The 14513-nt window shown below is 37.1% G+C and carries 13 protein-coding genes; 3 read left to right on the top strand and 10 right to left on the bottom strand.

The features are described 5' to 3' along the window. Window positions 1–48: 48 nt before the first annotated feature. The 10 genes from PSI14_RS11245 to PSI14_RS11200 form a co-directional block, all read right to left on the bottom strand. Window positions 49–1278, bottom strand: a complete 1230-nt coding sequence (locus PSI14_RS11245; protein WP_273575969.1) for an MFS transporter — start codon at window positions 1276–1278, stop codon at window positions 49–51. Window positions 1279–1336: 58 nt separating this feature from the next. Continuing rightward, window positions 1337–1852 (bottom strand): P-loop NTPase family protein, encoded by a 516-nt coding sequence (locus PSI14_RS11240; protein ID WP_273575968.1) that lies wholly within the window; start codon window positions 1850–1852, stop codon window positions 1337–1339. Then, window positions 1845–2561 carry a tyrosine-protein phosphatase gene (locus PSI14_RS11235; protein ID WP_273575967.1) on the bottom strand — a complete coding sequence of 239 codons (717 nt, stop codon included), beginning with the start codon at window positions 2559–2561 and terminating at the stop codon, window positions 1845–1847. Before PSI14_RS11235 ends, PSI14_RS11240 begins: the two co-directional genes overlap by 8 nt. 18 nt (window positions 2562–2579) lie before the next feature. Continuing rightward, window positions 2580–3689, bottom strand: a complete 1110-nt coding sequence (locus PSI14_RS11230; protein WP_273575966.1) for an aminotransferase class I/II-fold pyridoxal phosphate-dependent enzyme — start codon at window positions 3687–3689, stop codon at window positions 2580–2582. 21 nt (window positions 3690–3710) lie between these two features. After that, window positions 3711–5021, bottom strand: coding sequence for a carboxyvinyltransferase (locus PSI14_RS11225; protein WP_273575965.1), 1311 nt, complete (start codon window positions 5019–5021; stop codon window positions 3711–3713). Window position 5022: 1 nt separating this feature from the next. After that, complete coding sequence (locus tag PSI14_RS11220; RefSeq protein ID WP_273575964.1) at window positions 5023–5649, bottom strand: 2OG-Fe(II) oxygenase family protein; 627 nt, start codon at window positions 5647–5649, stop codon at window positions 5023–5025. After that, a complete protein-coding gene (locus PSI14_RS11215) occupies window positions 5642–6301 on the bottom strand; it encodes a 2OG-Fe(II) oxygenase (RefSeq protein ID WP_273575963.1) in 660 nt (219 codons plus the stop codon). Before PSI14_RS11215 ends, PSI14_RS11220 begins: the two co-directional genes overlap by 8 nt. Beyond that, the gene (locus tag PSI14_RS11210) at window positions 6298–7641 is read right to left on the bottom strand and encodes a B12-binding domain-containing radical SAM protein (protein WP_273575962.1); all 1344 of its coding nucleotides are present in this window, start codon (window positions 7639–7641) and stop codon (window positions 6298–6300) included. Before PSI14_RS11210 ends, PSI14_RS11215 begins: the two co-directional genes overlap by 4 nt. Before the next feature lie 16 nt (window positions 7642–7657). Continuing rightward, window positions 7658–8755: a tRNA pseudouridine(13) synthase TruD gene (gene truD / locus PSI14_RS11205; protein ID WP_273575961.1), complete on the bottom strand. Its 1098-nt coding sequence runs from the start codon at window positions 8753–8755 to the stop codon at window positions 7658–7660. A 251-nt stretch (window positions 8756–9006) separates the two neighbouring features. Further along, complete coding sequence (locus PSI14_RS11200; protein WP_273575960.1) at window positions 9007–10161, bottom strand: serine/threonine protein kinase; 1155 nt, start codon at window positions 10159–10161, stop codon at window positions 9007–9009. A 462-nt stretch (window positions 10162–10623) separates the two neighbouring features. Between PSI14_RS11200 and PSI14_RS11195 the strand changes: the two genes are divergently transcribed. The 3 genes from PSI14_RS11195 to ldtD all read left to right on the top strand — a co-directional run bounded on the left by PSI14_RS11195 (window position 10624) and on the right by ldtD (window position 14329). Then, entirely contained in the window at window positions 10624–11478 is an 855-nt protein-coding gene (locus PSI14_RS11195; RefSeq protein ID WP_273575959.1) for a LysR family transcriptional regulator, read from the top strand. A gap of 164 nt (window positions 11479–11642) precedes the next feature. After that, window positions 11643–12356 (top strand): acid phosphatase AphA, encoded by a 714-nt coding sequence (aphA, locus tag PSI14_RS11190; RefSeq protein ID WP_273575958.1) that lies wholly within the window; start codon window positions 11643–11645, stop codon window positions 12354–12356. Window positions 12357–12610: 254 nt separating this feature from the next. Beyond that, window positions 12611–14329, top strand: a complete 1719-nt coding sequence (gene ldtD, locus PSI14_RS11185; RefSeq protein WP_273575957.1) for a L,D-transpeptidase — start codon at window positions 12611–12613, stop codon at window positions 14327–14329. Window positions 14330–14513: the final 184 nt, after the last annotated feature.

Genomic DNA, 14513 nt, shown 5'->3' with positions numbered 1-14513 from the left:
TGGCTTGAAGAGAAGACTCTCTTCAAGCTCAAGCTCAATTTTATCGTTTTAAAACATATTATTTCTATTGTCATGGTATCGATTAAGAATAATAAATCCAATACCAGTTAAGGTAACGTATAATATGATACTTCCCCATAAAGTGGTGCTGGAAAAACTGAGGAGTTGGGTAAACAACCAAGGGGCAATAACGGTAGAGCCACCAAAAGCAAATTGAAGAACAGCAGAATAGCGACCTTCATAACCGGAAAGGGAAAACATTAAAATGGCGACTCCCATTTGCGAACCAAGAATAGCTTCAGAAAGACTAAGCAATAAAGTCACGATAAAAATTAAGATAAATTGCAATAAAAGATCGCCATTAAGAAAGAAAATAATGCCATAAGCCATAGTTTGTAAAAAGCTAGACCATGCTAACGATTTCAGACATCCAAATTTATTGCCTAATCTTAACGCAATGTTTTGAAAGCAAGGAATGCCAAAACAGAGACCTGTAAAAACAAAGGCAGCAAACCAGGATGGCAATTCGCGTTCAATAAGAAAGTAGTAAGGCAATACCAGTTCGATACTTTTACCCGCCAGTAATAATATGCCAATCAAAAAAACAAAAATAAGATATTTTTTATCCGTAAGGATAGAGAAAGATGAAGTTTTATCCTTATCTGTTTGAACCGGATTTAGCGTCACATTAGCAGATTGTTTGGCAGTGTTTTTAGTTATGATGAAAATAATTATTCCTGATATAAAATAACCGAGTGAATTACCCCAAACAATCAAGTTAGCCATAACATTGGATATTCCATCTTTATTAATAAAGAATAGGGACAGTAATGCTCCACAACCCAGCCCAATATTTCTGCAACTGTTTATAATGGCAAAAACATTTAACTGGCTAGTTTTAACAGGAAATAGAGTCCTTATTGCGGCGGGATTGGCACACCAGTAAATACGCTCACCGATTGAAACAAACATAACAATGATGGCGACCTGCCAAGGGGTTGAAACAACCAACATCCAAGGAAATGCAATAAATCGTAGTAGACTGCCTAGCAAAGTCGAATGAGCTGGCCCTAATTTATCAGCCAGTAAGCCAGCAGGAAAACCTGCGATAAGTAACGCAATCATGGCACCTATCGTCATTGATAGCCCAACGTCGACGATATCTAATCCTTGAACTAATACTAAATAAAAAATTGCTACAGGACGCCAGATACCTCCACCCATACTGCCAATTGCCATTGCCAGTAAAAATAGGCGTTCTCTAATGTTTAAAGCCATGATTGTTTTCCTGTCACTCAATTAATGAGTGGTAATATTTAAAATTTAGATTCAATAATTATTTTTGTAATTTTTCTAATAATGCTTCCATTTCTTTACGTGAGGTGATTTTAATATAAACTCCATTGAAATCATCCAGTAATAATTTATCTTTTTTAAATTGATGTTTTCGATATTCTATAATTTGTCGTAAAAAATTTAGATCCATTTTTTCATAGCAACCAGAGGCCATATCTGGTCGTTGTTTTCTATACCATTTTAATATGCGTTTTAATGCTTGAAATAAACAAATATAGGTTGGCATATACAGGTGAATTACGGTATCTGCCTTTTCCAAACGTTGTGACAAACTTGAGCCATAGTTACCATCAATAATCCATTCTGATTGATTCGTTAAGGACCATAGTTTCTGCTGCCATTCTTCTGTCGAAGGTGCAGTCCATCCTTCTTGCCAATATTCTTGATCAAGATGATACAAGGGAATCGAGCAAATTTTACTCAATTTTTTGGCAAAGGTTGATTTTCCTGCACCTGGAGAACCAATCACTAAAATACGGTGCATATTATCAATCATGCTTATTCCTGCCGCGTTTGATTATGTTTGTCCATTCATTTAGCACAGGAATAATTGTTTTCTCCGATAGTTCATAACGACGAGCTTGAAGATGGTTGGGAACACCATTTCTTTTGGCTTTATCTTGGATCAATTGATACTGACGACGGAGAAATCTGGCAGATAGCCCAAAATCATGGGCGATATTGATATCAGAAAATTGGAACTGGTGAAGAGTGGCTGCTGTCACAAGCCCCGTGCGATCTTTCCCCAAGCTGCAATGAAGCACAACATTTCCTGTATGCAATAATTCTGCTACTTCTTGAGCAATTGTCCATGCTGCATGACTCATGGTGAAATAAAGATCGATATAATCAGATTCGGTGACAATATGAGTAAGATTATTTTCTGGTGGTGTAAATCGTATAGGACGATTTAAATATTTTGTTGATGCAGGAAAATGATAACCATTAAATTGTGGTTCATATTCTTCAGGAGTGCGTAAATCTACCCAACTATTTATGGGTAAAATTTCTGACAATATGTTGAACACCGTTTGTTCTTTTCCTCGTTGCATACCACAACGAATGAGTGTTCCACAATTATCTGTAGTTGTCCGTTTGATATCTGTAGTTGCCTGCCTGATTTTCAACATTCGTCCATTCAGGATATCAGTATGATGTATTGGGCAGATATTCAGTTGGCTGATATTATTTAGCTGTGTTTTCATTACTGTTCACTATAAATTTTATTCATTATAAATTCGTTCACTGTAATCGTATTCCGCAGGAAAAATTTGTTTAAGGAGTTTCACCATTAATTCTAATTCTCCAATCCCAATTCTGATGTATCCATTCATTCTTTCCTGTGAGCTCATATCACGAATATAAAATCCACCTAAGGCTGCGATTTTTACTAATTCAATGGGATTATCACCATTAGTTTTGATATTAATGAAATTAGCTCCTGAAGGAAGAATTTGCCAACTTGGGCGCAACGCCATGATGGTTTTAATAACATACTTTCTTGTTTGAATAATGGATTGGCAAATTTTATTAATGTGCTCCTCTTTGGCTAAAATTCCGTGGAGTATTGTCCATGTACTTCCTGCGATAGCGGATTCCGTCCTTTCTTGGGACAAAATATCGATAATTTTTGGAGAGGCTATTGTGGCAGCAATACGAGCACCAGCTAAACCATGGCCTTTAGAAAATGATCGGATGTAAATAATATGTTCAGGCTGACCTAAAAGAGCCAAATGATTTATATTACTAAATGCTATAAAACATTCATCAATAACCAGTAAATGACCATTCTCCATACATAAATTAGAAATTTGTAATAACGTATTGTCATCAAATTCTATTCCTGTTGGGCTATTAGGATTTGAAATTGCGACAATGGATGGAGGGGTTGTTTGGATTGTTTCCAATAATGTTTTAATACAGAAATTTTCAGAATGTTGATCATTAAAATAAATTGGTAGTATGTTGATTTTATTAAGGTTGGCGTGGTCAATCCAGCCAAAATAATTAGGTATAGGAATAATTAATCTTTTCGTCGTACAGGCAATCAGACGCAATATCAGACTAATTGCGATGTCTGATCCTGGCGTGAAATAAATAGAAGATGAAGTAATCCCTAACGTTTTCGCTGCACGTTCATGCTCCACGTGAGGATAAGGATAAAACTGATGCTTTTGTGGGGGAATATCAATATCCTGAATGATTTTTGTTAATGCATTGTGGTGTAACTCACCACTGCGTAGATTTATGCCATCGGACAGAAACTCTCTCTTGCGAGAAGGTGATTCTGGTGCCAGAGGTAGTGGATAATTAATTGGTGTTACGCCCGCCATTTATATACTCCGATTAGAATTTTAAATTTGGGCACCTAATGCACGTAACTGTCCCAATAAGTCGGGGTAACCACGTTCAAGGTGGTCAATACCGTCTATTTGCGTTTTTCCCGATATTTTCAATGCAGCAATGATTAAGGCTGCGGCTCCTCGTAAATCAGTGGCTTTGACTGCCATTCCATTTTTATTGGGAACCTGGGGAATAATTTCTACTGCTCTTGCACGATGTATAACTTTGGCTCCCATCTTTTCCAACTCCTCAATATATTGGAAACGTTTGACCCAAACTTGCTCTGTTATACTGCCACCCAATTGAGATGCCATTAGCAAGAGAGCCATAAAGGGTTGATTGTCACTAAATATTCCGTGAGAGGTGACTTGAATATCTAATCGAGAAGCTGGGAATAAATGGGTAATGGTGAGATCATTGTCTTCCCATTGGAGCTGATAACCCAATTTCTCCAAGCAAGCGATTTCGGCTGAAAGCCCGGCTTCAATATGATTTCGTGAGATACCCGTGATGGAAATTGGAACGTTGCAGTAAGCGGAAAGAGTCAAGTAAGTCATAACTTCGATCAGGTCAGGTCCAAGAGTGGTTTGAAAACCATCGGCGTCAGGTTTTCCTACAACTATGATTCGATCTTTTTCCCAATTTATGTCAACTTGCTGATATTTGATGGCTTCCACTAATGCCACAACATCTGGTTTAGAATAAGGATTAATAATTTCACTGGTGCCTTCAGCTCTTGCAGCACATAATAAGGCGGCTTTTGTTGCACCAGAATAAAGTGGGCCAGTTAGTTTGCCTGTTCCTTCTTCAACGTCGGCAAAGTGAGCCATGTCGATTTTGGTAGAGGAAAAACCTGGCGCAGTGGCTTGAATAATATTTCCTGTTGTTTCTACTTTGGCACCGAATTTTTGCAAAACGGAGCATAATTGTTCAATAGGTCGTTCCCCGCCTTGCCCTACACCAATCTTACAGCCACCTGTTTCACCTAATACAACATGACCTGAACGCGCTAGTAAGCCAGGTGCAAGATACCACGCACCATGAATCAAGGTACTAAAATCCTCCGGTATGCTGGTGTTGTTTAAGCCACGGGGATCAATATACATGGTACGTTTTTCGGGTTCATGCAATATATTGGCACCCAGTAATTGGCCTATTTTCCCCAATATTCTGATATCTGCAATATCAGGAACATTTTTGATCAGGGAAGGTCCGCTTGATGACAATGCCAAGCTAAACAGAGGTGGGAAAGCATGTTTAAACCCTGAGACTTTTACGCTGCCTGATAATGCATTGCCACCTATAACGTCAATTTTTCGCATGTTATTTCTCCGGCCCTGATCTCGAAACAAAAGCAGCAGTCAATACACGTCTATAAGTCGCTTCGGGTGCAGAATCAGTAATTGGCGTTACCATATGCCATGATTGATCTGAGCGTTGTAGAATCACAGCGGTGTTTAGTTCTGGCGGAATTTCACGGTAAACATCTTGAGAATCATCAGAGCGTAAAATACGCAGGCATCCTCCCCAATCTTGTGACCAATTGTGGTTAAAATTAAAGATTTGAGTTACGATTTTTTCGGTTTTATCAGTATGTGGGCCTAACCATTGGGCAGAGCGATATCGCCATAATGTTAAATTCAAAATAGTTGAACTGAGATCTTGCCCAATCAATTTTTCCATCCTCTTTCGATATTGATCGCTTTTCAAGTATTCGACGAATTCACGCCATACAGGAGAGAGGGGAGTATCTTTTTCAATTCGCAATGTTTCCAAACTGTAGGTTTTTTTATCATTGGTTTCTTCTACCGTTTTTTCCGCAACTATAAAACCGTCAGTAGGAAATGTTTCCATCAGGTTTTTGGCAATATCAGCGCGAATAAAGGGTGATACGCTACCCCAGTGATAGGGAATGTCTGTCAATGCGTGGGGCAGTAATAAATTAAACATGAGTTTTATTATCCTCATTATCTGAAACATGATCAGGGCTTACGTAATGCAGGAGAAGTGCACGCCGTGCATGTTGCGAACCAGATGCCACCTCACGCACACTGTGCCAAGAATTGGGTGAGGGCAGGAGGAGCACCGAACGATTTGGGCAAGGCACAACCGTTTCTTTGACATCATCAGGATCAGAGGAACCGAGAATGAGTAATTCCCCGCCTTCTATAACACCGGTTGGAAAATAGAGAGTTTGGGTCAGGATTTTATCTGGACGATCGCAGTGGGGAGCCAACCAGCAATTTTCATGGTAAATGGTAAAACGCACATGTAAGCGGGTTTGTGAGAGATCACGCTCCATCAGGGTTGAAAAATAGTCGCGATAATCGTCACTTAGAATGACTTTCAACATGGTTTTCCAAGCTGAGGTCAGATTATTCCATGTTTCCCGCACAGGAATGCCATTATCAATAGCTAATAGATCCCACGTACTGTAGTATTTTCCATCCCCTTCTTCGCGGTGAGATTTGCAGTAACCAGTATGTGGAAATTCTGCCTGCAAGCGCTTAAAAATGTTTGGAGATAGAAAATGATCTGAACAGAACCATTCAAAGGGTTCTTTTTTTCTTTTGAAATCAGGGGAATGCCATCGTATATTCATATGCAGTCTCCTGATGTGCGTTTTTCCTCATGTCTCATTTGTTGCGTGATTTTTTTCATCACTTCAGTTGGGCGATCTTTCTCATTGGCAAATAATAATGAGTAACCTTGTTGCCGTTCCTCTAGAGATTGAGGTGTTTCGTGAAAAAGCTGGCGATTATATTTGCCAACTTCTGCTATTGAGGAGTTTTCATGCAATTTGTTGTAAGGGGTATAGACGGTTGGCCGGACTCTGGCTCCTTCAGCAATCAACCAGTCAATCGTCTTGATTGACGCTGTCATGGTATCTCCTGGCAATCCAAGAATAATAAATGCATTGATCTCTATTTCATTATGTTTGGCGATTGCCAGTAGTTCTTCAACTTTGGCCTCAGTGTTTAGCTTTATTTTTGGCAATTTCAGGTCTGGAGAGACAGAAATGGTTTCTACACCCAGACTGATTCTGATACAGCCTGCTTGTGCCATCAATTCAATTAATTCCTTATTCAAATGATAAATTGTAGTCACGCATTTCCATTGAATGGGGAGTTTTAATTCGATGAATTTATGACAAAATTCTTTTACCCATCGACGATTCAGGGTAAATGTAGGAGCATAAAAAGAGACATAATCAAATGGCTGGATACGTTGTTGCTCTGTGATATATTCAATGACTCTTTCAACGGAAAGTCGCCGTTCGCTTTTTCCCTGCATTGGTGGTACATCACAAAACTCGCAACCAACTGGACATCCACGTGCGACAGGAATAACCAGTTCACGTCGATCGGGAATACCACAAAATTTATTCAAATCATTTTTATACATTCGGTCATAAGCCGCGTAAGGAATCTCCAATGTATCAGGCAGTATCCACTCCTCTGGACTTAGCATATGGCCGATATCTCCTTGCAAATAACCATGGGATGTTTTCACAATGAGACCAGGAATATTTGTCGTATCAGAACGATAATTCAATAGAAAAGATTCAACACTGCTTTCGTAATCACCGCTGAAAACAATACCTTCAAAATCAAATTGTTTAAACCAATCAGGGATCTGCTTTGAAAGCCGCCCGAAAGTAAACATTTTCACTTGCGGTAATATTTCCCGGCAATACAGCGTAGTACGGTTAAAATTATCCACTGCATCAAAATCGTTAAATAAACCCACAAAATCATAGCCTTTTGCTAATTCTTTGGCTAAGTCATGCCAAGTTAGATTTAATGCGCCACCGTCCAGTGCAGTGACTTGCCATGATGGATTTCTTTCCCTGATATATGTCGCAACTTGAAATAAAGGCAGGTGATGGCCTGCATTAAAATAAGAAGGAATATAGGGAGGAATTAATAATAATATACGCATGCACAAATCTCCTGAATTAAGTAGTGAAATGAGCATTTGATAAATAGATAAATTGACAGACTGCCATCGTCGCGTAGCATCCAGATGGAAGAAAAAACTCTATTGTCAAACTGGAACGATCAGGAAATTCGTGATCTTCACTCAGATCAATAACTTTTATATAGGTATGTACAATGGTTGGCCGCAAACTCTGTTTTTCTGCTTTTTTTCCATCGGTAATTTCGAAGCGAGCAAATGGATGCCAAGGCATTGCTGCGGCAAATTCCATTACATCAGAATAAGTCTTGGGTAAAATATAGGGTATTGATGAGCGCACCACTTTTAATCCTTCATGATGTCGCTGGAATTCTTGTGCTACGAGATGGTTCCACTGATAAGAGCCGTAAGAGGCATAATAAAAAGAAAGCCTCCTGGGATCTAATTGATGGAAAAAATGTATGGGTTTTCCTTGCCATTTTTGGGCTGCCAATGCTTCTGGCGACTCCGATTGGCATATTAATAATAAGGCTTTTTTCCATTCATTATGGTAAATAGCCTGCCCAATAAGATGGGTTGTAGAAGGTCCTCCAGGTACGCCGAACCTTTGTGTATCATAATAATTAATAAAAGCATGATTATGTGATGACTGTTGTGCCAAAGTATGGGCAATGGCTTTATCTAAATTACGAATTACAATGCGAAAACTATTACCTACTAGCTGACCAATCTTTATTTTTTCTTCAAAACAGCCAAGTTCGTGCAATGAGAGCCATTTCCCTGATGTCATATCCAAATGGGCATTGATGGCACTGATATCTAACTCTTGTGATAAAGATTGAATAGATATTCTCTGACTTGTTACACCATCTTCATCTTTTAATCCAGCATACCCAATATGGTTTTGTGGTATTTCCAATATATTGGCAATATTGGTAATGGCTTCAGAGGTTGTCATCCCCTCTTTACGTAATTGAAAATGCCAAATCTGTTTTTCTATTGAAGGCTTATAGAATCTAGGAACTTCCTCAACGAGAAAATCTGTAGGCATTTTTTTGAGACAATACTGAGTATCCCTGTAGGGAAAGGTATCGGGTGAATATTTTAAAAAAGGTGTGGCGAGTTCGCTATTATTCATTAAAATATTTCCAATTTTTAAGGCATGGTTTTTCAATGGTTAGATAAGACTTATTGTTTTTATACCTTTCGTCTTTCAAGTTGCCTCTTTGTTGGCTGCACTCACTCACCCCGGTCACCGTTGTTATGAACATAGAGTTATCTATGCTCCCGGATTCGTTCCTTTGCTGCCGCGATGCATCTTGAAATCCATTGGGTATATATGCTGATTATATAAAAGCAGTATGTAAAAACGTTACGCGTTAATCATGATCAACTTTCTTTAGGAAAATAATCATCAAGGCTTCCTTCTCGCCAAATATCCGTCGTAGCACAGTGCAAACCGCCCCCAAAAGGATAGGCATCCCGGAAAGGCACAGGAATGACTTCAAATCCCAATTTATCCAACTGTTCTATTTGATGAATTTCACTTTCTTCCACACAAACTGTTTTTTCATCAAGTGACAGGATATTCATTGAGAGCCATACACTTGAATAACATAATGGCGGTGATTGATGATGTGCGGGCGATGCCGCTTCAATAATTTGCCAGTCATTACGGATAAATAGTTGTCTGAATTCAGGCAATAAGGGTCTGGTAGGATTATTTAAAACTAAGCCAGGACGTAAAGGTAATAGTGTACAGTCAATATGGCTTGGGAAAGGATCACCAGGAAAATTGATAGGACGAATGCGATAATCAGGAAAATGGCGCTGTAACCAGTCAATGCCTTTCATGTTTGTCGTAAAACCATGCTGCACGAAAAGATCTCTCCCACATCGAACAATATCAGCAGCCTCAAAAATCGGTTCTTCTTCTGTCGTGACAAACTCTTTTTTCGTTACCCACTCTTGTCGCGTTTCCATGCTGATTTCTTCAGATAAATAACCATGTCGGTAACTGGCATCTGATAACCGAGGGCGAGGGGCTGATTCATGCCGCATAGTTGTATCTTCTTTCATATAAGCAGAAATCAAAGGTCGGTAACATAAATACTCGAAGAAGCGAGATCTGAAACTCATTGTTGCTTCTAGAATCTCGCGGTCAACAGTAATCAGTACATCTCTTGGTGGTTGACAACCGAACATAGTGCCTTGGGTGAAATCAGGAGTTTGTACAGAAGCGTTAAAATTTAATGGAGTCGGACGATCAACACGAATTCCACGTGAAGTCAGTATCGAAGATAACCCATCTAGTTGTACATTTGCCGCATCAATTGATTCCTGACTTCTTGGTCCATAACGACCACGCATATCTGAATTTTCTGGAATACGGGCCATAAATGCGGGTTCGGGAGGGGGAATACATGCATTATCTGCACGACCAACAATAACATGCCGTAATTTTCCCCATTCTGTATGACATTCTACATGAACAGGAATATTGTTTGATTTGTGGTTATTAATGGCATCAATAGTTTTAGTCAAAACATTCTCCTTTAATATATCTTTTAATATTTCTAGTCTCTGCTTTTTTAGAGTGTCATTACATCTTTCTTGTTATTATCTATTTGGCTGAGTATTATTCACTTTTCTGCTACGTTTAACTTGAAATTTATTAGCTATAGTTATTATAAAAATAGAAATATAACATTATTAATCTGATGCACACGAATAGTTTAGTAAGTTAACATTTTCATTCAAGTGAAAATAAAAATTTATTTTGATTAAAAATGAGGTCTATTATGATTAAAATCAATTCGAATTTTATTTTGCAGGATTAATTAAAAGTTAAACCGACAACTAATTTTTATTGGTTTTAGGTAAATTGAAATGGGCTGATTTTATCAAAATGTAGATTTTGTATTAAAGCATATTCTTGACACCTAAATATGGATTATATAACCTTATATTTCATTTGTTAAATTTTTGTTTTTTATTGGTGGGGCTATGATTTTATCAAAAAAAATAAATCATTTTTTAAGTGTTGCGGAATGCGGATCTTTTAAAAATGCATCTAAAAATATTCACATAAGTCCTCCCGCACTCTGTAAAAGTATTGCTGATATAGAGGATTCACTGGGATTTAAACTATTTAATCGCTCTAATGCTGGAGTGACTCTGACAGAGGAAGGAATAAGTTTATATAAATATTTATTACCAATACGTGATGATGTCGAAAGTATTAAATCCAGTTTTCCAACGGCATTAACAAAAAAAGAGATCAAAGTAGGAACAGACAGTTACAATAAATCATTTAACAAATTGATAAGTAAAATAATTGAAAATGGTCAAGTTGATCTTCTTAGTGAAATGTACCATTTCGATGAACATCGTAGTAAATTGCTTTCAGGAGAACTCGATCTTTTTATTTCCACTCATCCTCCAGTGGAGGATAAATTGGAACGGATTTCTTGTAAAATAGATGTTCGTGAATCTGAAGTATTTATTGTTTCAAAAAAATTACTGGATAAAAATAATTCATTAGTTGATTTGGTTTGTAATGAGAAAATGATACTTCATTCTGGAATAACAAAACATCCATTTTTTGATGAATTATTGAAATATAGAAAAGAGAAAAGAATTAACACTCAAATATTGGTATTCCCTGATGTTAGTCATATTATAGATTTTGTTTGCTTTGATATCGGTTATTCAGTTATTAACAATGCGATATTGGATTCAAATTATCTAAAGAATACTGGTTTGATAATAATTCCTAATACATTGTTTTCATCTGAATTATCCAGTTATATTTATTATTTAAAGAGAAAGGAATTAGAGTTAATTCATTATATTAACTAATAATATGAAATGATTAACTATCTTAGCTGTCCTTATGATAAAAAGATAAATATCCATTTTTCCAAAAATAACCTTTAGCAATTGTGCAGTACATCTCATTTTAATCTGATAATAATGTTTATTATCCCGTCCAGTTATGATCTGTATAAGAGAAAGGAATAACGATGCGTAAAGTAATTCTGGCATTCAGTACGATTGCGCTCGCTTTTGGCCTAAACGGTGTGACACAGGCAAAAGTGTTTATGCCTGAGCAAGTTAGTCAAGGGGTAACAGTAGCAGATTTAGCTCAGCGTCAGGCCATTCATTGGGTTTCGGTGGAGCAGATTGAAAAAAGTTTGAAAGGACAACCTCCAATGGCTGTTGGGTTTGATATTGATGATACCGTCATGTTTTCCAGTCCGGGGTTTTATCGGGGAAAATCGGAATATTCACCCAATGATGAAAGCTATCTGAAGAAAACTGAATTCTGGGAAAAAATGAATAATGGATGGGACAAATTCAGTATGCCGAAAAAAATCGGTATTGAATTAGTTCAGATGCATTTGAAACGGGGTGATGATATTTATTTTATTACAGGGCGTACAGCAACTAAAACAGAAACTGTCACTAAGTATGTACAAGAAGGTTTACGTATTCCAGCTAATAAAATGCATAATATTATTTTTGCAGGGGATGAACCCAATAAAAATGATAAAATTAGCTGGATGAAAAATCATAAATTGAAGATCTACTATGGTGATGCAGATGCTGATATTGCTGCGGCACGTGAGCTAAATATTCGTGGCATCCGTATTTTGAGAGCGTCAAATTCTTCTTACCAGCCTTTACCTAAAGCGGGTCGATTTGGAGAAGAAGTAGTCATTAAATCTGAGTATTAATCTGAAAAATCTAAAGAATTAACACTGGATAAGGGCACTCTAGGTGCCTTTTTATTTTTTAAGATAAGAGTAAGTTAATTCATTATAGTGAAAAATTTTTTTTGTTCGATACCATGGGTATATTTTGCGGTTCTCTATCTTAATGGACAATTATATATATAATTACTACCATTCTTTTCTGATAAAATAGGTCTGCTAATAATTAGAATAAGTCATTGGATAACTGCATACATAATAAGGTGAGGTGAGTTATTATGGCGAAGAATACAGTCAGATTACTGAAAATTTTTTTTATCTGTAGCGCATTGGCCGTATCAGAGGGAGCCTTTGCTAATCAACAAAATGGATTGTCATCAAGTGGGATGCAACTATTACCAATAGAGCAAAAAAAAGAAGATGCTATTGTTCCATCAGATAAGACTATTCCTATTTCTCCAATGAGTTCTATTGATGAAAATCGAAAACAGTTGCAAACTTGGTTGCCACAACAAGTAAAACCGATATTCCTTGACCGTTTGGCAGCTTTATATGCTGATAATAAGATGAAACCATTATGGTCAGATAAAAAATCCACAAAACAGTTTGAAGATCAACTGGTTGAAGTATCACTAGCTGGTTTTCAGCCTCAATTTGAAAAATGGCTGATACAACTCCATTCTCCCGAGTTAAGTGATATGGGGCGTGATATTATTTTATCTGATGCCATGTTAGGTTATCTCCATTTTATAAATAATGTTAATAAGAAGGGAAGTTCATGGTTATATAGTAAATCTCTCTATAAAATTGAATTACCTCCCTCCTATTTAATCGATACATGGCAAAAATATATCAATGATAGTAATACCCTATCTTATATTACAAGCTTATTACCTAATCATCCTATGTATAAAAATATGCATAAGGAAATGCTGGCTCAACTGGCTGATAAGAATCCATGGACTGAATTTTCGTTTAAAGGAACTTTAAGACCAGGGCAAAGCAGTGAAAGTGTTATTGCATTAAGGAAAATATTGGCTCGTTCAGATATGTTGGATGTATCTGTTGCTAAATCTGATAGTCAGATTTATGGTAAAGAATTAATAGCGGCTGTAAAACGCTTCCAAGCCTTACATGGGTTGTCAGCCGATGGAGTTATCGGTAAATCCACTAAAACATGGTTAAATATGTCACCACAAACCCGTGCTCGCATTATGGCATTAAATATCCAACGGCTACGGATTATCCCCGGAGATATGTCTACCGGCATTTTTGTTAATATACCTGATTACTCGCTTTTCTATTATTTAGATGGTAAAGAAGTATTAAGTTCTAAAGTTGTTGTTGGACGCTCCAGCCGAAAAACACCCATCATGAATAGTAAATTGAATAATGTGGTAATCAACCCTCCTTGGAATGTGCCGACTAGCATGACTCAAAAAGATATTGCACCAAGAGCGATGCGTGATCCAAGTTATTTTCGTACGCGTGGTTATACGGTTTTTTCCAGTTGGAGCAATGATGCCAAAGTTATCGATCCTGCATTGATTGACTGGAATGTAGTAACACCGGGCAGTTTCCCTTATCGTATAAAGCAAGCTCCTGGCCCAACTAATTCGTTGGGGCGTTTCAAATTTAATATGCCAAATTCAGAAGCAATTTATTTACATGATACACCTAATCAAGCTTCTTTCAGTCGGGAAATGAGAGCTGTTAGTTCTGGTTGTGTACGTGTAAATAAAGCATCTGAATTGGCTAATATGTTATTAGGCGATGCGGGTTGGGATAAGACTAAAGTTAGTAATTCATTGAAAACATGGTCAACAAAGTATGTAAATATTCCCAAAAAAATTCCTGTATTCCTCTATTACCAAACAGCTTGGGTTGATGAGGAAGGGAAACCACAATACCGAGCGGATATCTATGATTATGATATAAATGCAAGGCAACATTCAGAGCTGCTATCTAAGATCTTGGTGGCGAAGAATATCTTATAATCTTTCTGTTACCAACAATGTTTAAAGGCGTAAATTTGAGATAGATATCTATATTATAAACAGTGAAGAAAATAATATTTTCTTCACTGTTATTGTGTATTGCTGGTTTTTTTAGTATTTTTTACTATATTAATCTCTTAATAAATTATTTTTTCTTTTGATAGTCTTTTTTAATTTATATGCA

The sequence above is a fragment of the Xenorhabdus anantnagensis genome, from assembly GCF_028598555.1.
Classification (GTDB): Bacteria; Pseudomonadota; Gammaproteobacteria; order Enterobacterales; family Enterobacteriaceae; genus Xenorhabdus; species Xenorhabdus anantnagensis.
This window is presented reverse-complemented; position numbering and strand designations above follow the sequence as displayed.